At 72.5% G+C, this 19311-nt stretch carries 20 protein-coding genes; 11 read left to right on the forward strand and 9 right to left on the reverse strand.

Annotated features, from left to right (window positions below; genetic code table 11):
- Nucleotides 1-152 precede the first annotated feature (152 nt).
- The 4 genes from hutI to hutU all read right to left on the reverse strand — a co-directional run bounded on the left by hutI (nucleotide 153) and on the right by hutU (nucleotide 5822).
- Nucleotides 153-1400, reverse strand: a complete 1248-nt coding sequence (gene hutI / locus AB0K36_RS11810) for an imidazolonepropionase (RefSeq protein WP_364591796.1) — start codon at nucleotides 1398-1400, stop codon at nucleotides 153-155.
- A gap of 17 nt (nucleotides 1401-1417) precedes the next feature.
- On the reverse strand, nucleotides 1418-2755 hold the full coding sequence (locus AB0K36_RS11815; protein WP_364591799.1) for a formimidoylglutamate deiminase: 1338 nt from the start codon (nucleotides 2753-2755) through the stop codon (nucleotides 1418-1420).
- The gene (locus AB0K36_RS11820) at nucleotides 2746-3936 is read right to left on the reverse strand and encodes an allantoate amidohydrolase (protein WP_364592053.1); all 1191 of its coding nucleotides are present in this window, start codon (nucleotides 3934-3936) and stop codon (nucleotides 2746-2748) included. Before AB0K36_RS11820 ends, AB0K36_RS11815 begins: the two co-directional genes overlap by 10 nt.
- Nucleotides 3937-4163: 227 nt before the next feature.
- On the reverse strand, nucleotides 4164-5822 hold the full coding sequence (hutU, locus tag AB0K36_RS11825; protein ID WP_364591802.1) for a urocanate hydratase: 1659 nt from the start codon (nucleotides 5820-5822) through the stop codon (nucleotides 4164-4166).
- Between the two features lie 109 nt (nucleotides 5823-5931).
- Here hutU and AB0K36_RS11830 point away from each other — a divergent pair, with 109 nt between their 5' ends.
- From AB0K36_RS11830 to AB0K36_RS11855, 6 genes are all read left to right on the forward strand, one after another.
- Complete coding sequence (locus AB0K36_RS11830; RefSeq protein ID WP_364591805.1) at nucleotides 5932-7251, forward strand: type III PLP-dependent enzyme domain-containing protein; 1320 nt, start codon at nucleotides 5932-5934, stop codon at nucleotides 7249-7251.
- A 46-nt stretch (nucleotides 7252-7297) separates the two neighbouring features.
- Complete coding sequence (locus tag AB0K36_RS11835; protein ID WP_364591808.1) at nucleotides 7298-7762, forward strand: SRPBCC family protein; 465 nt, start codon at nucleotides 7298-7300, stop codon at nucleotides 7760-7762.
- A 257-nt stretch (nucleotides 7763-8019) separates the two neighbouring features.
- Nucleotides 8020-8421, forward strand: a complete 402-nt coding sequence (locus tag AB0K36_RS11840) for a hypothetical protein (protein WP_364591811.1) — start codon at nucleotides 8020-8022, stop codon at nucleotides 8419-8421.
- On the forward strand, nucleotides 8418-9191 hold the full coding sequence (locus tag AB0K36_RS11845) for a transcriptional regulator (protein WP_364591814.1): 774 nt from the start codon (nucleotides 8418-8420) through the stop codon (nucleotides 9189-9191). Before AB0K36_RS11840 ends, AB0K36_RS11845 begins: the two co-directional genes overlap by 4 nt.
- A gap of 79 nt (nucleotides 9192-9270) precedes the next feature.
- Nucleotides 9271-9657 carry a roadblock/LC7 domain-containing protein gene (locus AB0K36_RS11850; protein WP_229835008.1) on the forward strand — a complete coding sequence of 129 codons (387 nt, stop codon included), beginning with the start codon at nucleotides 9271-9273 and terminating at the stop codon, nucleotides 9655-9657.
- A 111-nt stretch (nucleotides 9658-9768) separates the two neighbouring features.
- A complete protein-coding gene (locus AB0K36_RS11855) occupies nucleotides 9769-10140 on the forward strand; it encodes a hypothetical protein (protein ID WP_364591817.1) in 372 nt (123 codons plus the stop codon).
- Nucleotides 10141-10148: 8 nt separating this feature from the next.
- Here AB0K36_RS11855 and AB0K36_RS11860 read toward each other — a convergent pair whose 3' ends face one another.
- From AB0K36_RS11860 to AB0K36_RS11870, 3 genes are all read right to left on the reverse strand, one after another.
- The gene (locus AB0K36_RS11860) at nucleotides 10149-10712 is read right to left on the reverse strand and encodes a hypothetical protein (protein WP_364591820.1); all 564 of its coding nucleotides are present in this window, start codon (nucleotides 10710-10712) and stop codon (nucleotides 10149-10151) included.
- 122 nt (nucleotides 10713-10834) lie between these two features.
- Nucleotides 10835-11671: a MurR/RpiR family transcriptional regulator gene (locus tag AB0K36_RS11865; RefSeq protein WP_364591823.1), complete on the reverse strand. Its 837-nt coding sequence runs from the start codon at nucleotides 11669-11671 to the stop codon at nucleotides 10835-10837.
- Between the two features lie 103 nt (nucleotides 11672-11774).
- Entirely contained in the window at nucleotides 11775-12179 is a 405-nt protein-coding gene (locus AB0K36_RS11870) for a VOC family protein (protein WP_364591826.1), read from the reverse strand.
- Nucleotides 12180-12330: 151 nt separating this feature from the next.
- Here AB0K36_RS11870 and AB0K36_RS11875 point away from each other — a divergent pair, with 151 nt between their 5' ends.
- On the forward strand, nucleotides 12331-12747 hold the full coding sequence (locus tag AB0K36_RS11875; RefSeq protein ID WP_364591829.1) for a hypothetical protein: 417 nt from the start codon (nucleotides 12331-12333) through the stop codon (nucleotides 12745-12747).
- A gap of 365 nt (nucleotides 12748-13112) precedes the next feature.
- Here the strand turns inward: AB0K36_RS11875 and AB0K36_RS11880 are convergent, their stop codons facing one another.
- On the reverse strand, nucleotides 13113-14498 hold the full coding sequence (locus AB0K36_RS11880; RefSeq protein ID WP_364591832.1) for a cystathionine beta-synthase: 1386 nt from the start codon (nucleotides 14496-14498) through the stop codon (nucleotides 13113-13115).
- A gap of 182 nt (nucleotides 14499-14680) precedes the next feature.
- Between AB0K36_RS11880 and AB0K36_RS11885 the strand changes: the two genes are divergently transcribed.
- The 3 genes from AB0K36_RS11885 to AB0K36_RS11895 all read left to right on the forward strand — a co-directional run bounded on the left by AB0K36_RS11885 (nucleotide 14681) and on the right by AB0K36_RS11895 (nucleotide 18539).
- On the forward strand, nucleotides 14681-15697 hold the full coding sequence (locus tag AB0K36_RS11885) for an SGNH/GDSL hydrolase family protein (protein WP_364592056.1): 1017 nt from the start codon (nucleotides 14681-14683) through the stop codon (nucleotides 15695-15697).
- A 350-nt stretch (nucleotides 15698-16047) separates the two neighbouring features.
- Nucleotides 16048-17268, forward strand: coding sequence for an acetyl-CoA C-acetyltransferase (locus AB0K36_RS11890; protein WP_364591835.1), 1221 nt, complete (start codon nucleotides 16048-16050; stop codon nucleotides 17266-17268).
- Nucleotides 17269-17645: 377 nt separating this feature from the next.
- The gene (locus AB0K36_RS11895) at nucleotides 17646-18539 is read left to right on the forward strand and encodes a hypothetical protein (protein ID WP_364592059.1); all 894 of its coding nucleotides are present in this window, start codon (nucleotides 17646-17648) and stop codon (nucleotides 18537-18539) included.
- Between the two features lie 52 nt (nucleotides 18540-18591).
- On the opposite strand, the gene AB0K36_RS11900 is transcribed toward AB0K36_RS11895, so the two are convergent.
- Entirely contained in the window at nucleotides 18592-18915 is a 324-nt protein-coding gene (locus AB0K36_RS11900; protein ID WP_364591838.1) for a hypothetical protein, read from the reverse strand.
- A gap of 98 nt (nucleotides 18916-19013) precedes the next feature.
- On the opposite strand from AB0K36_RS11900, the gene AB0K36_RS11905 reads away from it, so the two are divergent.
- A complete protein-coding gene (locus AB0K36_RS11905; protein ID WP_189469493.1) occupies nucleotides 19014-19244 on the forward strand; it encodes a DUF4287 domain-containing protein in 231 nt (76 codons plus the stop codon).
- Nucleotides 19245-19311: the final 67 nt, after the last annotated feature.

Consider the following 19311-nt stretch of genomic DNA (forward strand, 5'->3'; position numbering starts at 1 on the left):
GGGCCACGGCGCTCGCCTTCCCGGTGCCCGGGCGGTCCGTGTCGGGCCGCGGACCAGGACGCCGCAGGAGCGGCCGGAACGGCGGAGCCTGAGCCGGCCGGCCCCGGCCGCACCGGCCCGCGCATCGCGCGGGCCGGTCCGGTCGCGGCGGCCTACACGGCGCGACGGCCGGCCCGCCACACCTCGGTCACCAGCGGAACGCCCGGACGGTACGCCAGGTGCACATGGCTCGGCGCGTCCAGCAGCACGAGATCGGCGCGGGCGCCGACGCCGAGGCGCCCGACGTCCGTGCGGCGCAGGGCCGCCGCACCGCCGGCCGTCGCCGACCAGAGCGCCTCGTCGGGCGTCATCCCCATGTCGCGTACGGCGAGCGCGACGCAGAACGCCATCGACGAGGTGAACGACGAGCCCGGATTGCAGTCCGTCGACAGCGCGACCGTCGCGCCGGCGTCGATGAGCCGGCGGGCGTCCGGCCACTCCGCTCGGGTCGAGAACTCGGCGCCGGGCAGCAACGTCGCGACCGTCGCGCTGTTGGCCAGCGCGTCCACGTCCGCGTCGGTGAGGTGGGTGCAGTGGTCGGCGGACGCGGCGTCCAGCTCGACGGCGAGCTGGACGCCGGGACCGTAGGTGAGCTGGTTGGCGTGCACACGAGGCGTCAGTCCCCGGGCCTTGCCCGCGGTGAGGACGGCCCGCGCCTGGTCCGCGTCGAACGCGCCCTTCTCGCAGAAGACGTCCACCCAGCGGGCGTACGGCGCGCAGGCGTCGAGCATCTCGCCGGTCACCAGGGCGACGTAGGCCGCCGGGTCGTCGGCGTAGTCCGGTGACACGATGTGCGCCCCGAGGTAGGTGACCTCGTCGGTGTGCGCGGCGGCGATCCGCAGGGCCCGCGCCTCGTCCTCGACGGTGAGCCCGTAGCCGGACTTGGTCTCCATGACGGTGGTCCCCTGCCGGAGGGCCTCCGCGAGATAGCGGGCGACGTTGGCGTCCAACTGGGCGTCACTCGCCGCGCGGGTCGCGGCGACGGTGGTCCGGATGCCGCCCGCCGCGTACGCCTGCCCGGACATCCGGGCGTTGAACTCGGCGGTGCGGTCACCGGCGAAGACCAGGTGCGAGTGCGAGTCGACGAAGCCGGGGACGACCGCCCGGCCGCCGGCGTCGAGCCGGTTGTCAGTGGCGGGTGCTTTGCTCTTCTCACCGATCCAGGCGATGCGGTCGCCGTCGATGACGACGGCCGCGTCCTGGATCAGTCCGAGGGGGGATCCGTCACCGAGGGAGGGGTCGTTGGTGACCAGGCTGGCGATGTTGGTGATGACGGTGGCCGTCGCCGCGACGGCGCTGTTCGTCGTCGCGGGGGCGGGCGTCGCCGGGGCGTTGTTCGTGGTCTCGTGGCCGCTGTTCATGGTGCGGGGTGCCTCCTTCAGCCGTGCAGTGCGGCGATCGCGTCCGTCAGAGCTCGTGCCGCGTCGGGGACGGCGGCATGGACCCCGTCCCGTACGACATGGCGGCCGCCCACGACCGTATGGCGCACATCCGCTGCCGACGCGGCGAATACCGCTGTCTCAGCTGCCAGACGCGGTGGCGGCCCCGCTGTCCTGACGGTGTCCAGCGCGACGGTCGTGAAGTCCGCGAGCGCGCCCGGCTCGAGGCGGCCCGCCTCGTGCCAGCCCAGTGCGGCGTGTCCGTCGGCGGTGGCGGCCCGCAGCAGCGCCGCCGCCGTCCAGTGGCCCCGAGTGCGCGAGCGCAGGCGCTCGTTCAGCTCCATGGCACGGGCCTCCTCGAACAGGTCGATCACCGCGTGGCTGTCGCTGCCGAGGGAGAGGGGCGAGGCGGCCGCCTGGAGGGCGGGGGCGGGGCCGATGCCGTCCGCGAGGTCGCGTTCCGTCGTCGGGCACATGCAGGTGCCGGTCGTCGTGCCGCCGAGCAGCGCGATGTCGTCGTCGGTGAGGTGGGTGTTGTGGACGCCGGTGGTGCGGGCGCCGAGCACACCGTGGTCGGCCAGCAGCCGGGTCGGCGTGCGGCCGTGGGCGGCGAGGCAGGCGTCGTTCTCCGCCGTCTGCTCGGAGAGGTGGACGTGCAGGGGCGCGTTGCGGGCGGCGGCCCAGGAGGCGACCGTCGGCAGCTGCTCGGCGGGCACGGCCCGCACCGAGTGGATCGCGGCGCCGATCCGTACATGTCCGCCGTCCTTCAGCGAGTCGGCCCGCTGGGCCCACGCGTCCGCCGTGCCGTCGGAGAAGCGCAACTGGTGGCTGGTGGGGGGCTCCCCGAAACCGGCGGACAGGTAGGCGGTGTCGAGCAGGGTGATCCGGATCCCGGCCTCGCCGGCCGCCGCGATCAGCGCCTCGCCCATCGCGTTGGGATCGGCGTACGGGACACCGCCCGGCGCGTGGTGCAGGTAGTGGAACTCACCGACCGCGGTGATGCCGGCCAGCGCCATCTCGGCGTAGACCGCGCGGGCCAGAGTGAAGTACGAGTCGGGGGTGAGGCGGACGGCCACGTCGTACATCACCTCCCGCCAGGTCCAGAAGGTCCCGGAGCCGACCTGCACCGTGCCGCGCAGCGCGCGGTGGAAGGCGTGCGAGTGGGCGTTCGCCAGACCGGGAAGCGTGAAGCCCCGCAGCACCTCCGCACCCGGCGGCGGCGTCTCGACCCCCTGCCGTACGGCGGTGATCCGGCCGTCCGTCACATCAAGGGCCACGCCCGGCTCGGCGTGGGCGCCGAGCCAGGCGTGTTCCAGCCAGTACGTGGTCACCTGCACGCCAGGCCCTCCAGTACGTCGGCGAGTGCGAGAACCCCGGCCACGCAGTCGTCCTCGTCCGCCGACTCGGCCGGGGAGTGCGAGACACCGGTGGGGTTGCGTACGAACAGCATGGCGGTCGGGACGGACGTGGAGAGGATCCCGGCGTCGTGTCCCGCGCCTGTGCCGAGCACGGGGACGGCGCCCCCGAGGATCTTGTTCAGCTCGTCGCGCAAGGCGTGCTCGAACTCGATCACCGGCGTGAACGACTCCTGTACGACCGTGAGGTCCACGCCGTCGCGCTCGGCGCGCTCCTGCGCCGCCCGCTCGACGGCGGCGACGACCGTGTCGAGGGTGGCCTGGTCGGGCGCGCGGGAGTCCAGCCAGCCGCGCACCAGGGACGGGATGGCGTTGACGCCGTTCGGCTCGACGGAGATCTTGCCGAACGTGGCGACCGCGCCCGCGAGTTCCGCCTCCTGGCGCGCGGCGAGAACGGTCTGCGCGTACGTCAGCATCGGGTCGCGCCGGTCGGCGAGCCGGGTGGTGCCGGCGTGGTTGGCCTCACCGGCGAAGTCGAACCGCCAGCGGCCGTGCGGCCAGATGGCGGACGCGATGCCGACGGCGTCGCCGGACAGGTCCAGGGCACGGCCCTGCTCGACGTGCAGTTCCACGAACGCGCCGATCCGGGCGAGGCGTTCGGGGTCCGGGCCGATGGCGGACGGGTCGTACCCGGCCGCCTCCATGGCCCGCGGAAGGCTGATGCCGTCCGCGTCACGGAGTTCGTACGCCTTCTCCCGTGTCAGCTGCCCGGCACTCAGCCGGGACCCGACGCAGGCGAGCCCGAACCGGGCGCCCTCCTCGTCACCGAAGTTGGTGACGGCGAGGGGCCGGGTGAACTCCACTCCCCTGCGGCGGAGTTCGTCGAGAGCGGCGAAGGAGGTCACCACGCCGAGGGGGCCGTCGAAGGCTCCGCCGTCCGGTACGGAGTCGAGGTGCGAACCGGTGACGACGGCGTCGCCCTGGGCGGGGTCGCCGAGCCAGGCCCACTGGTTGCCGTTGCGGTCGGTCTCGTAGGCGAGGCCGCGGGATTCGGCCTGCGCCCTGAACCACGACCGGCAGTCGGCGTCGGCGCCGGTCCAGGCGTACCTGCGATACCCGCCGGTGGACGCGTCGCGGCCGATGGGGCGCAGCTCGCGCCACATCTCGTGGAACGACGCCCCCGCGGCGCCGGTGCCGGACCCGGCGGCGATGCCTGCGTCCGACCCGGGGCCGGAGCCTGCGGCAGACCTGGTGCCCGAGCCGGAGCCTGCGGCAGACCCGGTGCCCGAGCCGGAGCCCGCGGCAGACCCGGTGCCGGACCCGATTCCGGACTCCGCGCCTGGCCCGGTGCCGGTGCCCGACCCGGCACCGACGGGGCGGTCCTCGGACGTCACGAGTCCTCCCGCATCGGCACGCGGACGCCCTTGGCGTCGGCGACCGACTCGGCGCTCTCGTAGCCCGCGTCCACGTGGCGGATCACGCCCATACCCGGGTCGTTGGTGAGCACGCGGCGGATCTTCTCGCCCGCCAGCTTCGTGCCGTCCGCCACCGACACCTGGCCGGCGTGGATGGAACGGCCCATGCCGACCCCGCCGCCGTGGTGGAGGGACACCCACGACGCGCCCGACGCGACGTTCACCATCGCGTTCAGCAGCGGCCAGTCCGCGATCGCGTCGGAACCGTCGAGCATCGCCTCGGTCTCGCGGTACGGGGAGGCGACGGAACCACAGTCGAGGTGGTCCCGGCCGATCACCAGCGGGGCGGCCAGCTCGCCGCTCGCGACCATGTCGTTGAACCGCTCGCCCGCCCGGTCGCGCTCGCCGTAGCCGAGCCAGCAGATGCGTGCCGGCAGGCCCTGGAAGTGGACCCGCTCGCCGGCCATCTTGATCCAGCGGTGCAGGGACTCGTTCTCGGGGAACAGGTCGAGGATCGCCTTGTCGGTCTTGGCGATGTCGGACGCCTCGCCGGAGAGCGCCGCCCAGCGGAACGGTCCCTTGCCCTCGCAGAACAGCGGCCGGATGTACGCGGGCACGAAGCCGGGGAAGGCGAACGCCCGGTCGTAGCCGGCGAGCCGGGCCTCGCCCCTGATCGAGTTGCCGTAGTCGAAGACCTCGGCGCCCGCGTCCATGAAGCCGACCATGGCCTCGACGTGGGTGGCCATCGACTCCCGGGCACGGGTGGTGAAGCCGGCCGGGTCCTTCGCCGCGTACGAGGCCATGTCGTCGAAGTCGACGCCGACGGGCAGGTAGGACAGCGGGTCGTGGGCGGAGGTCTGGTCGGTGACGATGTCGATCGGCGCGCCCTCCGCGAGCATGCGCGGCAGCAGGTCGGCGGCGTTGCCGAGAAGGCCGATGGACAGCGGGCGGCGGGCGTCCCGGGCCTCGACGGCGAGCTGGAGGGCGTGCTCCAGGGAGTCGGCCTTGACGTCCAGGTAGCGGTGCTCGATACGCCGCTCGATGGCGCGCGGGTCGCAGTCGATACAGATCGCGACGCCGTCGTTCATGGTGACGGCGAGCGGCTGGGCGCCGCCCATGCCGCCGAGGCCGGCGGTCAGCGTGATCGTCCCGGCGAGGGTGCCGCCGAACTTCTTCGCGGCGACGGCCGCGAACGTCTCGTACGTGCCCTGGAGGATGCCCTGGGTGCCGATGTAGATCCAGGAACCGGCGGTCATCTGGCCGTACATGGTCAGGCCGAGCTGCTCGAGGCGCCGGAACTCCTCCCAGTTCGCCCAGTCGCCGACCAGGTTGGAGTTGGCGATGAGCACGCGCGGCGCCCATTCGTGGGTCTGCATGACGCCGACCGGGCGGCCGGACTGGACGAGCATCGTCTCGTCCTGCTTCAGCGTCCGCAGCGTGCGGACCATCGCGTCGAAGGAACGCCAGTCACGCGCGGCCTTCCCCGTGCCGCCGTAGACGACGAGCTTGTCGGGGTGCTCGGCGACCTCGGGGTCGAGGTTGTTCTGCAGCATCCGCAGCGCGGCTTCCTGCTGCCATCCCAGGGCGCTCAGTTCACTGCCGCGCGGTGCCCGTACGGGGCGGGGTCCTGACATGGCGTTGCCTCCTCGCGAAGATGTGTGGATTTTCTATTCACATACTCGCTTCCTGAATAGATGTAGTCAACAGCTGCGGCGGCAACCGCCGGGTGATTGGCTGGCGCACATGACTGTCGACCGCCGGGACCGGGCCGTACGAGCGGCCGTGGAACAGGGACTTCTCACCGAGGACCAGCCCGTGACCGCTCTGATCGACGTGGCGGGTATCCGCTCGTCGGTGGCGGCGCTGCGGGCCGCCTTCGCCGCCGTCACCGACGCACCGGTGCTGCACGCCTTCGCCGTCAAGGCCGCTCCGCTGGTGCCGGTCCTCGCGCTGCTGCACGCCGAGGGCATGGGCGCGGAGGTGGCGAGCCCGGGCGAGCTGGCACTGGCGCGGGCCGCCGGACTGCCGGCCGGCTCGATCGTGCTCGACTCCCCGGCCAAGACGGTCGCGGAGCTGCGGGAGGCCCTCGGCCTGGGCATCGCCGTCAACGCCGACAACTGGCAGGAACTGGCCCGCATCGACGAGCTCGTCGCCGCCGGGCCCACCGCCTCGCCGGTGGGCCTGCGGGTGAACGCGCAGGTCGGCGGCGGCACCATCGGCGCCCTGTCGACGGCGACACCGACGTCCAAGTTCGGCGTGACCCTGCGCGACGAGGGCGCGCGGGAGCGGGTCGTCCGCGCCTGTCTCGAGCGGCCCTGGCTGACCCGGCTGCACACCCACTCCGGCTCCCAGGGCATGGCCCTGACCCGGATGACGGAGGGCGTCCTCGCGGTGTACGAGCTCGCCGAGGAGATCAACGCGGCGGCCGGCCGGCGGCAGATCGACACCATCGACGTCGGCGGCGGCCTGCCGGTCAACTTCGCGTCCGAGGAGCACACCCCCGCCTTCGCCGACTACACCGCGCTGCTGCGGGAACGCGTCCCCGGGCTGCTCGACGGCCGGTACGGCCTGGTCACCGAGTTCGGCCGCTCCCTGCTCGCCAAGCACGGCACCGTCCTCGCCCGGGTCGAGTACGCCAAGTCCGCCGGTTCCCGGCCCATCGCCGTCACCCACGCGGGCGTCCAGGTCGCCACCCGTACCGTCTACGACCCGCTGTCCTGGCCGCTGCGGATCGCCGCGTACGACGCCGAAGGGCTGCCCAAGGCGGGGCCCGGTGTCGAGCAGGACATCGCGGGGCCGGCGTGCTTCGCGGGGGACCTGCTCGCCGAGAAGCGGGCCCTGCCGCTGCTGGAGTCGGGCGACGTGATCGCGGCCCTGGACACGGGCGCCTACTACTTCTCCAGCCACTACGGCTACAACAGCCTGCCCAGGACCGCCGTGCACGGCTTCAGCACCGGAGCGGACGGTGAGGTGCGGTTCGCCACCGTGCGGACCGCCCAGACCGTCGAATCCATCGTCGCGGAGGCCGGCGGGGCGGAGCGGGACGCGCTGCTCGGCCGATGACCGTGCAGCGGGGGCGGCTGTCGGACCCCGGTGGTTCCATGGACCCATGGCTACCAGCAGCGTCGTCGTCGAACGTCTGATCCTCGCCCCGCCCGGTCCCGTGTGGGAGGCCCTGACCGACATCCGGGGGTGGGAGGCCACGCTCAGCGGCGTGGAGCGGATCGAGGTGCTGAGCGAGGGCGACTTCGGGGTGGGCACCCGGTGGCGGGAGACCCGGCGGATGCTGGGCAAGGAGGCCACGGAGGAGATGTACGTGACGGCCAGCGAGCCGCCCGAGCGCTATGTGGTGGAGGCCGACTCCCAAGGCACGCACTACGTCTCCGAGTTCAGACTGCTCACCGCGGGCCCGGAGACGACGACCGTCCGGCTGACGTTCCGCGCCGAGCCGTCCGGCGGCTTCACGGGACTGCTCGCCAAGGTCTTCGGCAAGCTCGGCGCCAGGGCCGTCCGCAAGGCGATCGCGAGGGATCTCGACGACGTCGCCGCCGCGGTGGAGCACCGCGCCCGCTGACGGGGCAGCACATTCCGCCCGCCGCCTCACCGTCATGACGTTCACCGGCCCGGCCGTCATGACGCCCCCCGCCGCGTCCTGGAACGCCTCGCACGACGCGCAGTGCGGCGACGGACAGGGAGAGAGCGGACTTTATCGGGCACGCGCATGTTCCGCTGGAAAATGCCAGAAGTCACCCCGACAGGCGTCACGTTGCGTAACCTCTCCGTCACTGCCGCGTTCGTGCGCGGCACACCGAGGCGGGGAGGGGAGTCCGCGTGCCCGGAATCGACGAGTGTCTGCTGCAGGCCATGGTGGTGCCCGGGGCCCGGGGGGCCGCGATCGTGGACTGGACCAGCGGTCTGGCCCTCGGCAGCATCGGGGAGACCCCCGGCGGTGACCACGAGGCGACCGCGGCGGAGACCGCCGAACTGGCCAGGATGGCCGCCGAGTACCCGACCTTCGCGCCCGAGGAGGAAACGGCACCTGACGGCGCCAAGGGCTTACCCGTCGAGGACCTCATCGTCACCACGCGCACCGGGTACCACGTGGTGCGCTTCGTGGAGACCACGTTCGACAGCAGTGTGTTCCTGCATCTCTGGCTCGACCGGGACACCGGGAACCTGGCGCTCGCCAGGCTGCGCCTCGCGGACCTCGCAGAGCGGCTGGTCCTCGGATGACCGCAGCGCCCACGGCCGCCTCCCCCATGCTCCTCAGGCTGGCGGAGGAGCGGGCCACCGGCGTCCTCGTCCGTGACCACGGCGCCCTCTACCTCGCGGACGGGCAGGTCGTGCACGCGGAGAGCCCGGCCGCACCCGGCGTCGAGGTGCTGCTGACCGCCGGCGGCCGGCTGGCCCCCGAGGGCTGGCAGGAGGCCGTGGCAAAGGCCGGCGCCCGCCGCGAGGTGGCCCGCTTCCTCGTCGACAGCGGCCAGGTCGCCGGCGGGGAGATGGAGATCTGCCACCTCGGCGCCCTCCACGACGCGGCGTTCTTCGCCCTGGCGCCCGGCAGCGGGCCGACCCGCTTCCGCTACGGCGTCGCCCACTGGATCGGCGCCGTACGTCCCGTGCCCGCCGTGGCGGTCGCCCGGGAGGCACGCCGGCGGCGCGGGCTCCTCGACTCCGTGTGGCCGCACTCCGAGGTGGACACCGCGCCCCTGCGGTGCCGCCCGTCCGGCCACGGCGCGACGGCCACCCCCCGGCAGCGGGCGCTGCTGGAGCTCGCCGACGGTGTGCGCACCCCGTCCGCGATCGCCCGGGCGGTCGGGCGGCCCGCCTTCAACACCCTGCTCGAAGTACGGCGGATGGCCGCCGCGGGGCTCGTCGAGACACCGTCGGACCCTGCGGTACCCGATCCGGCCCCGTTGCCCGCCTGGGTCGCCGACTTCGCCGTCGACCCGGACATCGCCCTGCTACGCCGGCTCCGCGACGCTCTGGAGGCAAGCCTGTGACATACCGCACGACCCACCGGGCCCTGCGCACACCGTCATGAGGCGCGCCCTGAGGCTGCGCGCCGAGAGGAGACAGCTCATGACGGCCGAGACCGAGGTGCTCGGTGAACTCAAGAGGCTGCGCGCACGTGTGCCGCAGCTGACCGGCGGGCTCGCCGCGAGCGTCGACGGCCTGGTGCTGGCGGCGGACACGGCGGAGGCGGAGAGCGTCGCCGCGCTCACCGCCGCCGCGCTCGGTGTCGCGCTGCGGCTGACCGAGGCCACCGGGCAGGGCGGCTTCAAGGAGCTGCTCGTCCGGGGCGACGCGGGCTACGTCGCCACCTACGCGGCCGGCTCGTCGGCCGTGCTCACCGTCCTGGCCGAGCCACGTATCAACGTGGGCCGGCTCCATCTCGAGGCCCGTCGTGCCGGCGCCCGTATCGGGGCGCTGGTGGACGCCGCCCTCGAACGACCGGAGAACGTCTGACACATGGCCGCCACCCCCGAAGAACCGGCACCCGTACGAGCCCCCCGCACCACCCGTTCCACCCGCACCACCGCGGGAACAACCAACCGACGGAAGGAAAGTGCGCCTGCCATGGCCAACACCGAAACAGCGCTGAAGGAAGCCATCACCATCGAGGGCGCCATCGGCGCCGCACTCGTCGACTACACCAGCGGCATGGCGCTGGGCACCATCGGCGGCGGCAAGGAATTCGACCTCACCGTCGCCGCCGCCGGGAACACGGACGTGGTCCGTTCCAAGGTGCGCACGATGGAGCACCTCGGGCTCAAGGACGAGATCGAGGACATCCTCATCACCCTCGGCACGCAGTACCACCTGATCCGCCTGATGAAGGGCCGTGGCGCCAACGGTCTCTTCCTCTACCTGGCGCTGGACAAGGACCGCGCGAACCTGGCGATGGCCCGCCACCAGCTGAAGAAGATCGAGGCCGAACTGGACGTCTGAGCCGTCCCTCAGCGCCGGCGCCGCGCCCCTCCGGGCGCGGCGTCGCCGGCGGCGATGCCGGTGGTACGGAAGCCCTTGGCGTGCTTGCCGACCGGTCCGTCGGCCAGCCGGTCCGTACGGAGCCACAGCAACGTCTCCGCCGCACGTTCGCGCCGCCCCAGCCACACGGCCTTGAGCCACAGGCCGGCTCCCGCACCGGCGAGCACCGCACCGCCCGCGCCGGGCAGCACCAGGGAACTCGCCACGGCGGCCACGAAGGCGAGCAGCAGCCACCAGCGCCGTGCCCGCCGCACCACCCGCAGCGTCACCCGGCGGTCCTGGAGGACGTCGTGCCGGCCGGCACGGGTCGCGCAGTCCGCGAGATGCGTGTACCGGCGGCGGCGTACGAGAGCGACCACGGCGGCGGTGACGAGGAACAGCGCCGCCCCGGCCAGAACCCCGATGCGGCGTCCGGTGAGTCCGGGCAGCAGCAGCCCGGTCCCGGCGGCCAGGACCCCCAGCCACCACAGGGGCGCCGCCCCCGCTCTCACGACCACCGCCACCCGCGCCAGCGACTGCGTCCCGCGCCCCACGTCCGTGCTCCCTCCAGCAGATCCGATCCGTGGGCGCGGAGGCTAGCGGCCGTACATGAGTGTCGTCTGAGAAACAGCGTCGGAAAGCGGTCCGGCAGGGACGGAAAGCGGTCCGGTACGGCTCACTCCGCGAACAGACTGCGTTCCGCCGCCTGCACGTCGAAGTCCTCCAGGCGCGCCTGCGCGTCCGGCAGACCGTCGCACATGGCCTCCAGCAGGACCCTCCCGAGCAGCATCGGCGCACACGCGGTGTCGAAGGCCAGTCCGGTGCCTACGGCGGCCGGGATCAGCAGGTCGCTGTGGGCGGCGACCGGGGCGAACGCCGAGTCGGCGACCGTCACCACCGTCAGACCCGCGGAGCGGGCGTACGCCAGTGCCTCCACGACCTCCTTGGGGTGGCGCGGCAGGGCGAAGCAGAGCAGCGCGCTCGCGCCCGCCCGCCGCGCCGCGTCGATCCGGTCGAGGAGCATCGAACCGCCCTCGTCGAGGAGCCTTACGTCCGGGTGCACCTTGGCCGCGAAGTAGGCGAAGCCCCTGGCCTGCGACGACGCGGCGCGCAGGCCCAGCACCGGCAGCGGCCGCGACGCCGCCAGCAGCCGGCCGGCCCGCTCCACGGGCGCCGGCTCCGCGAGCACGGCGGCCAGGTGCCGCAGATTCTCTATCTCGGCCTGCACGGCCTGCTGGTACTCGTTGTACGCGTCGCCGGCGTCGGGTGTCTCCGGCGGGACGACCTCGCGCAGATGCCTTCTCAGCGCGGGATACCCGTCGAAACCGAGCGCGACGGCGAACCGGGTGACGGACGGCTGACTGACGCCGGCCAGCTCCGCGAGCTCCACGCTCGACAGGAACGGCACGTCCGCGGCACGGCGGACCATGCAGTGCGCGATGCGACGCTGGGTGGGGGTGAGCCGGTGCCCCTCGAACAGCTGCTGCAGTCGTGCGGCAGGGCTGTCGCTCATGCCATCCCCCTCGTCCGGCCCGCTCATCGGTCGTCCTATTCACTCACCATGAACTCTGCATGACGATATGCAAGCCGGGCAAGGCGAGGCACACGGGAGCCGTTCAGGACGCGGCCCGCGGCTCCATGAACTCCAGCCGGTTGCCGACGTTGTCGTGGGCGTAGAAGCGGTCGTGTCCGGGGAATTCGCCGTCCCACGTCACCTCGTGTCCGCACTCCTCGAGCCGCTCGGCGAGGGCACGCAGCGAACGGACGAGGATGCCGGGGTGCGCCTTGCGGGCGGGTGCGAAGTCCTGTTCGACACCGAGGTGGACCTCGAGACCGCCGCCGCGGAACCAGCAGCCGCCGCGGGCGGCCAGCACCGGGGGCTTCTCCAGCTCGGTCATGCCCAGCACGTCACCCCAGAACCGGCGGCAGAGGTCCTCCGACCCCGGCGGGACGGCCAGCTGGACGTGGTGCAGCCCGCCGAGGGCGTACTCGGCGGCCGGTGCGGTGCTTTCTGTGCTCATGGTCGTCTCCCCCTGCGAACCGGCCTGCGTCCGACGGCAGTCCGACCGCACATGGTGTCACAGCGCGACGGCCGTCTCCCGTTGTCCCCGGGGTGAAGAGGGGGGCTGTCCCCAGTGACCCGGTGGCCCGCCCGGCCGTAGCTTCGGTCCCATGGAAGCCCGTGACCCTGAGCTCAAGAAGGAGCTCGACGCCACCCTCCACGCCCGGCGCGAACTGGGCGAGGAGTACGACTCCGCGCTCGTCGAATCCTTCCTGGAGAAGGTCGAGGAGCGGCTCGACACCACGGTCGACCGCCGTGTCAGGCGGCAGCTGGCCGAGCAGCGGACGAGCGCCGCCCGCAGCCCGGGCCGGCAGCGCTCCGCGGACAGCTTCGGGGAGCGTTTCGGCTTCGGCATCATCACGATGGTCCTCGCCATCCCGCTCTCCGCGATCGGCGTCGCCAACGCCGACCTGCCCGGTCTGGTCGTCACCTGGCTCGGCATCGTCGGGGTGAACGTGGCCCACGCCGCCCACGGGTGGCCGTGGCAGCGCGGGTCACGGAGCACCGGCTCCGACTGGGAGGGCTGAGCGGCCGTCACCGCCACGGCACCGCCACGGCACCGCAGCGATCGGGCGGCCTGCGCACGGGGCGCGAAGACTGTGCGCGGGGACCGCCGCACCCCCTGCCCGAGGGCCGGGGGGCGGGACGACGGCGGTCCCCGCGAGGGACACGGGCCGGGTCAGGACCGGGTTCCGTGTCCGGGGCGTCCTGGGAGTCCGGGAGCCGCTCCGGAAGTCCTGTGACGCCGCCAGTGGTGCCGGCCGGGTTACCTGCCCGGTCTCCCCGCCGACATCCACCAATGTGCCGTACGCGTGTTAAGCGGGTGCTGCGCGTACGTGACGCGCTCGTACCGATTGCGCGACAGTCGTCCGCAAAGGCCTTTCCCGGCCTGCTACTTGGCGCCCTTGGCGAGGAACGCCAGCAGGTCCTGACGGCTCACCACGCCGGTGGGCTTGCCCTCGACCAGCACGATCGCCGCGTCCGCCGTCCCGAGCACCGACATCAGGTCGCCGACCGGTTCGCCGGAGCCGACCTGCGGCAGCGGTGCGGACATGTGCTTCTCCAGCGGGTCGCCGAGCGACGCGCGCTGGGTGAACAGGGCGTCCAGCAGCTCACGTTCGACGACGGACCCGATGACCTCCGCGGCCATCACGTCCGGGTGGCCCGCGCCCGGCTTGACGATCGGCATCTGGGAGACGCCGTACTCGCGCAGCACCTCGATGGCCTGGCCGACGGTCTCCTCCGGGTGCATGTGCACCAGGCTGGGGATGCCGCCGTGCTCCTTGTCGCGCAGGACGTCGCCGACGTTCGCGACGCCCTCGCCCTCCAGGAAGCCGTAATCGGCCATCCACTCGTCGTTGAAGATCTTGCTCAGGTAGCCGCGGCCGCTGTCCGGCAGCAGGACGACGACGACATCGTCCGGACCGAGCCGCTCCGCGACGCGCAGCGCGGCGACGACCGCCATGCCGCAGGAGCCGCCCACCAGGAGGCCCTCCTCCTTGGCGAGGCGGCGCGTCATCTGGAAGGAGTCCTTGTCGGACACGGCGACGATCTCGTCGGTCACGGTCCGGTCGTACGCGGAGGGCCAGAAGTCCTCGCCGACGCCCTCGACGAGATAAGGACGGCCCGAGCCGCCGGAGTAGACGGAACCCTCGGGGTCCGCGCCGACGATCTTGACCTTGCCGTCGCTGACCTCCTTCAGGTACCGCCCGGTGCCGGAGATCGTGCCGCCGGTACCGACGCCCGCGACGAAGTGCGTGATCCGCCCGTCCGTCTGGTCCCACAGCTCGGGCCCGGTGGTCTCGTAGTGGGAGCGCGGGTTGTTGGGGTTGGAGTACTGGTCCGGCTTCCAGGCGCCGGGCGTCTCACGCACCAGCCGGTCGGAGACGTTGTAGTACGAGTCCGGGTGCTCGGGGTCGACGGCCGTGGGGCAGACGACGACCTCGGCACCGTAGGCGCGCAGCACATTGATCTTGTCCGTGGACACCTTGTCGGGGCAGACGAAGATGCACTTGTAGCCCTTCTGCTGGGCCACGATGGCAAGTCCGACGCCGGTGTTGCCGCTCGTCGGCTCGACGATCGTGCCGCCGGGCTGGAGCGCGCCGCTCTCCTCCGCCGCCTCGATCATCCGCAGCGCGATGCGGTCCTTCACCGACCCGCCGGGGTTGAAGTACTCGACCTTGGCCAGGACGGTCGCCGAAATGCCTGCGGTCACGCTGTTCAGCTTCACCAGCGGGGTGTCGCCGACAAGGCTGATCATCGAATTGTGGATACGCACAATGTTCTCCGGGGTCTCCGTGATGGTTCGCCCAGCGTAAGCGGGCGGCCGCGGGATTGGGCGACGGTCGCTACGGGGCAGTTAGCTCATGTACGGCGACGACGCCTGCGAGGGCCGCAGCACACGAGGCTGCGGCCCCGGTGGGTTGCGAGGAGGTGGCACGGACTGTGTCGAGAGCGAGGGTGGCGCGGCGCATCGCGGCCGGCGCGGCATACGGCGGGGGCAGCATCGGGCTGCTCGGGGCGGCGGCGGTGGGCCTGGTGCTGGCCGAGGTCCAGCTGGCCAAACGCACGGTCGGCGGGGGCCGGGCACCCATCCCTCCGCGCGGCGACGGTCTCTACGGGCTGGCCTTCGGCCGGGAGAACCCGCTGCATCTCGGCGTCCTCGGCGACTCGACCGCGGCCGGCCAGGGTGTGCGCAGGGCGGGCCAGACCCCGGGAGCGCTGCTGGCGTCCGGGCTGGCGGCGGTGGCGGAGCGGCCGGTGGAGGTCCGCAACATCGCGCTGCCGGGGGCACGGTCCGACGACCTCGAGCGGCAGGTGACGCAACTGCTCGCGGACCGGTCACGGACCCCGGACGTGTGCGTGATCATGATCGGCGCCAACGACGTCACCCACCGGATGCCGCCGACGGAGTCCGTGCGCTACCTGGCCGCCGCCGTCCGCAGACTGCGGACGGCGGGCGCGGAGGTGGTCGTCGGCACCTGCCCCGACCTCGGGACGATCGAGCCGGTCTACCAGCCGCTGCGCTGGATGGCCCGCCGTGTGAGCCGGCAGCTGGCCGCGGCCCAGACGATCGTGGTGGTCGAACAGGGCGGGCGGACGGTCTCGCTGGGCGATCTGCTCGGCCCCGAGTTCGCGGCGAACCCTCGGGAGATGTTCGGCGTGGACAGCTACCACCCGTCGGCCGAGGGCTACGCGACGGCGGCCATGGCGATGCTGCCGACGCTGTGCGCGGTGCTCGGCCTGTGGCCTGAGACCGACGTGCTGGACGCGGACCGGGACGAGGACATGCTGCCGGTGGCCCGGGCGGCCGCGACGGCCGCGTCCGAGGCGGGCACGGAGGTCACGGGCGCCCGCGCGCCCTGGGCCCTGCTCAAGCACCGCCGTCGCCGTCGCCTGCCTCCTGCCGCGGAGACCGCGTCCCCCGCCACCACCCACGCGGAACCCGCCAGGGGCCACGCGGGCCCCACGCACTGAGGGGACCCGGCCGCCACCAGGACCTGCCGTACGCGAGCTGCTTCAGCGAGGTACGGCAGGTCCTGGGGTACGCGCGCTTGCGCCTGCCGGCAGGTCCCGGCGTACGCGCTTGCCGCCTGCCGGCAGGGCTGGGCGACGGCCGGCCGGCGGGGCGGGAAGGCCGGGGACGGAATCAGGGCGAAGCATCGGTTTCAGGACCACCCTGGGTGGGGATGGGCAAGCCGGGAGGGGACATAAGCAAGCGCCCGCTTAGAAAAGAGGCCCGCATCACACCATCCGTGCAGTGACCCGCGCGGTACGTACGGGTAACTTCCCAACCAGCCCTTCCGTCTTCCCCTCATGGAGCCGTGATGCCCGAAGCCGTGATCGTCTCTGCCGCCCGTTCCCCGATCGGCCGGGCCTTCAAGGGCTCGCTCAAGGACGTCCGCCCCGACGACCTGACCGCCGAGATCATCAAGGCCGCGCTCGCCAAGGTGCCCGAGCTCGACCCGCGTGACATCGACGACCTGATGCTCGGCTGCGGCCTCCCCGGCGGCGAGCAGGGCAACAACCTGGGCCGCATCGTGGCCGTGCAGATGGGGATGGACCACCTCCCCGGCTGCACCGTCACCCGCTACTGCTCCTCCTCGCTCCAGACCTCCCGGATGGCGCTGCACGCCATCAAGGCCGGCGAGGGCGACGTCTTCATCTCGGCGGGTGTCGAGATGGTGTCCCGCTTCGTGAAGGGGAACTCCGACAGCCTGCCGGACACGCACAACCCGTTCTTCGCCGAGGCTGAGGCCCGCACGGCCGCCGTCGCCGAGACCGAGGGCTCGACATGGCACGACCCGCGCGAGGACGGCCTGGTGCCGGACGCGTACATCGCGATGGGGCAGACCGCGGAGAACCTCGCCCGCCTCAAGGGCATCACCCGCGAGGACATGGACGAGTTCGGCGTCCGCTCGCAGAACCTCGCGGAGGAAGCCATCAAGAACGGCTTCTGGGAGCGCGAGATCACCCCGGTGACCACCCCCGACGGCACGGTCGTCAGCAAGGACGACGGTCCGCGTGCCGGAGTCACCCTCGAGGGCGTCCAGGGCCTCAAGCCCGTCTTCCGCCCCGACGGTCTGGTCACCGCCGCCAACTGCTGCCCGCTGAACGACGGCGCCGCCGCGCTCGTCATCATGAGCGACACCAAGGCCCGCGAGCTCGGTCTCACGCCGCTCGCCCGGATCGTCTCCACCGGCGTCTCCGGCCTCTCCCCCGAGATCATGGGCCTCGGCCCGGTCGAGGCGTCGAAGCAGGCGCTGCGGCGCGCCGGCCTGACCACCTCGGACATCGACCTGGTCGAGATCAACGAGGCGTTCGCCGCGCAGGTCATCCCGTCGTACCGCGACCTCGGCTTCGACCTCGACAAGGTCAACGTCAACGGCGGCGCGATCGCGGTCGGCCACCCCTTCGGCATGACCGGCGCGCGGATCACGGGCACGCTGATCAACAGCCTCCAGTTCCACGACAAGCAGTTCGGCCTCGAGACGATGTGCGTGGGCGGCGGCCAGGGCATGGCGATGGTCATCGAGCGGCTGAGCTGAGCCGTAGCGGAGGGTAGGAGTCGCCCGAGGTACGAGGGCGGCACCTGCCCGCAGCGGTGGCGAAGCGAACGCGACCGACAACGCGAGCGGCTGAACTGAGCCCGAGGTATGAGGGCGGCACCTGCCCGCAGCGGTGGTCCGGGCACGGGCTCGGGCCCACCGTGGATCTCAGTTCGTGACTGAATCTCCCCCAGGATGTGACCTATCTCCTGGGGGAGACCCCTTTTTGCAGGTCAGGGCCGATCCGCCGGTAAACGCCGGGCCCAAAGTCCTGTCCAATTGGTGACGTAATGCACTGACAGAGTGCGCGGGTTCATCGCAAGCTGATGTAGAAGTCGGGGGATCCGATTGAAACCGGGAGTAAGTCAGTGAGCGCCATGTCTCTTGCCCTGCTGCTGACCACGGCCGCCGCCACGGCCGTGGGCGCCGCTGCCCTGCACGCCGCCCACGGGCTCCGTCAGCAGGTGGCCGCCCTGCGCAGCGAGCTCGCCGAGGCGTCCGGGCCCGCCCGTACCGCCTCCGTGCCCCAGGCCCGCACCAGCGATGCCGCCGAGATACGCGCGGCCGTCGCGGAGGCGCTCGCCGAGGAGCGGGAGCGCGAGCTGGCCGAGGCGCGGGCCTTCTGGGCCGCGCAGGAGGCGCGTGACGCGGCGGACGCCTCCGCCCGCTACTCCGGTGACGGCTCCGGTTCCGGCTCCGCGTCGGCGTCCGCGCTCGGCGGCCTGTCGGGCATCGGCGACGAGATCCCGCCGTTCTACGTCCCGCGCCAGGCCGACTTCGTGGGCCTGGAGTCCATGGGCCTCGAGTCGACGGACCTGGAGTCGCTGGATCTGGACGGCGTCGACGGGTTCGACGAGATGGCCGACCTCCCCGAGGTCACCGAGTTCGCTGAGGACTCCCCCGAGCTGGCCGCCGCCCGCCGCCGGCACCCTTCCCACCCCGACTTCGTGCCGGTCCAGACGCCTGTCGTCACCGACCACGAGCGCACCGTGTCGAAGCTCGAGGAGCTGGCGGAGACCGGCACCGAGCTGGCCGACGTCCGCCCCGGCCCGCTGGGCACCCTGGACGTGTACGTCTTCGCCGACGGCACGACCCTGTGCATGACCCCGGGCCACCGGGAGACGGCGGAGCGCCTCGCTGACGCGCTGCGCGCGGGCACCGCGCCGGTGCTGCTGGGCGGTTCCGGTGTGTCGGGCGCGTACGCCCTGACGTTCTCCTGCGGCGACGAGAGCGTGTACATCCTCGCCGACCGTGTGATCGCCTCCCACTGAGCCCGGCCGCCCCGCCTGCCCGCCCCCGTGTTCCGGGGGCGCCGCCCGGTCGCTACAGCCCCGAGCGGTCGGCGGCGGACCGCACCAGCGCGGTCGCCTCGTCCATTTCCCTTGACGCGTCCGGCGCCGGCCGAAGCGCTTCGGCCAGATCGTGAGCGGCCACCATCAACTGGTCCGCGACCGCGAACACCCCCGCGTCGGGCATGATCCTCGGCTCCCGCCCGGGCTCCTCGATCCGCTGCGCCCTTTTCGCCAGTTCCCTGGCCAGAGCCAGTGCCTCCGCCGCCGCGCCCCGCTGGAGCCGGCTCTGCGGCGCGGCCCGCAGACGGTCCGCGAAGCGGTCCGCCGCGGCGATGAATCCCGTCGTATCAAGCACGCCGCGACCCTACGCGCCCTCCCGGGACTGTTGCCAATACGCGCACGCTCAGGCACGGTGGCGTGAAGAGCACACGCGCAATGCGTCCGGAGGCGCCGATGTCCCAAGTCTTCTCCGAACAGACCCACCGAAATCTGCTCTCCCGAATCCCCGAGTGCACCGGTCGTGACATCTCCGACTGGCTCCGCACCGTCGACGAAGGACCGTCTCTCTTCAATTTCGAGGAGAAGGTCAGCTGGCTCCGGGGCGAGCACAACCTCGCGTACGGACATGCGAAAGCGATCATCCACGAGTACGACCTGAGGCGGGCCGCGCGCAAGCTGCTCTAGTGGCCTCAGGTGCCGCACACGAGGAAGGGCCCGCAGGCAGTGCCTGCGGGCCCTTCGTGCGACCGGT

Source organism: Streptomyces kurssanovii (genome assembly GCF_040677245.1).
GTDB classification, from domain to species: domain Bacteria; phylum Actinomycetota; class Actinomycetes; order Streptomycetales; family Streptomycetaceae; genus Streptomyces; species Streptomyces kurssanovii.

Bases quoted from the DNA above. Each gene is read 5' to 3' on its own strand.
- hutI (WP_364591796.1), bottom strand. From the start codon at position 1,400: ATGAACAGCGGCCACGAGACCACGAACAACGCCCCGGCGACGCCCGCC.
- AB0K36_RS11865 (WP_364591823.1), bottom strand. From the start codon at position 11,671: ATGAGCGACAGCCCTGCCGCACGACTGCAGCAGCTGTTCGAGGGGCAC.
- AB0K36_RS11905 (WP_189469493.1), top strand. From the start codon at position 19,014: ATGTCCCAAGTCTTCTCCGAACAGACCCACCGAAATCTGCTCTCCCGA.
- AB0K36_RS11820 (WP_364592053.1), bottom strand. From the start codon at position 3,936: ATGTGGCGCGAGCTGCGCCCCATCGGCCGCGACGCGTCCACCGGCGGG.
- hutU (WP_364591802.1), bottom strand. From the start codon at position 5,822: ATGTCAGGACCCCGCCCCGTACGGGCACCGCGCGGCAGTGAACTGAGC.
- AB0K36_RS11845 (WP_364591814.1), top strand. From the start codon at position 8,418: ATGACCGCAGCGCCCACGGCCGCCTCCCCCATGCTCCTCAGGCTGGCG.
- AB0K36_RS11850 (WP_229835008.1), top strand. From the start codon at position 9,271: ATGACGGCCGAGACCGAGGTGCTCGGTGAACTCAAGAGGCTGCGCGCA.
- AB0K36_RS11870 (WP_364591826.1), bottom strand. From the start codon at position 12,179: ATGAGCACAGAAAGCACCGCACCGGCCGCCGAGTACGCCCTCGGCGGG.
- AB0K36_RS11835 (WP_364591808.1), top strand. From the start codon at position 7,298: ATGGCTACCAGCAGCGTCGTCGTCGAACGTCTGATCCTCGCCCCGCCC.
- AB0K36_RS11855 (WP_364591817.1), top strand. From the start codon at position 9,769: ATGGCCAACACCGAAACAGCGCTGAAGGAAGCCATCACCATCGAGGGC.
- AB0K36_RS11895 (WP_364592059.1), top strand. From the start codon at position 17,646: ATGTCTCTTGCCCTGCTGCTGACCACGGCCGCCGCCACGGCCGTGGGC.
- AB0K36_RS11890 (WP_364591835.1), top strand. From the start codon at position 16,048: ATGCCCGAAGCCGTGATCGTCTCTGCCGCCCGTTCCCCGATCGGCCGG.
- AB0K36_RS11875 (WP_364591829.1), top strand. From the start codon at position 12,331: ATGGAAGCCCGTGACCCTGAGCTCAAGAAGGAGCTCGACGCCACCCTC.
- AB0K36_RS11830 (WP_364591805.1), top strand. From the start codon at position 5,932: ATGACTGTCGACCGCCGGGACCGGGCCGTACGAGCGGCCGTGGAACAG.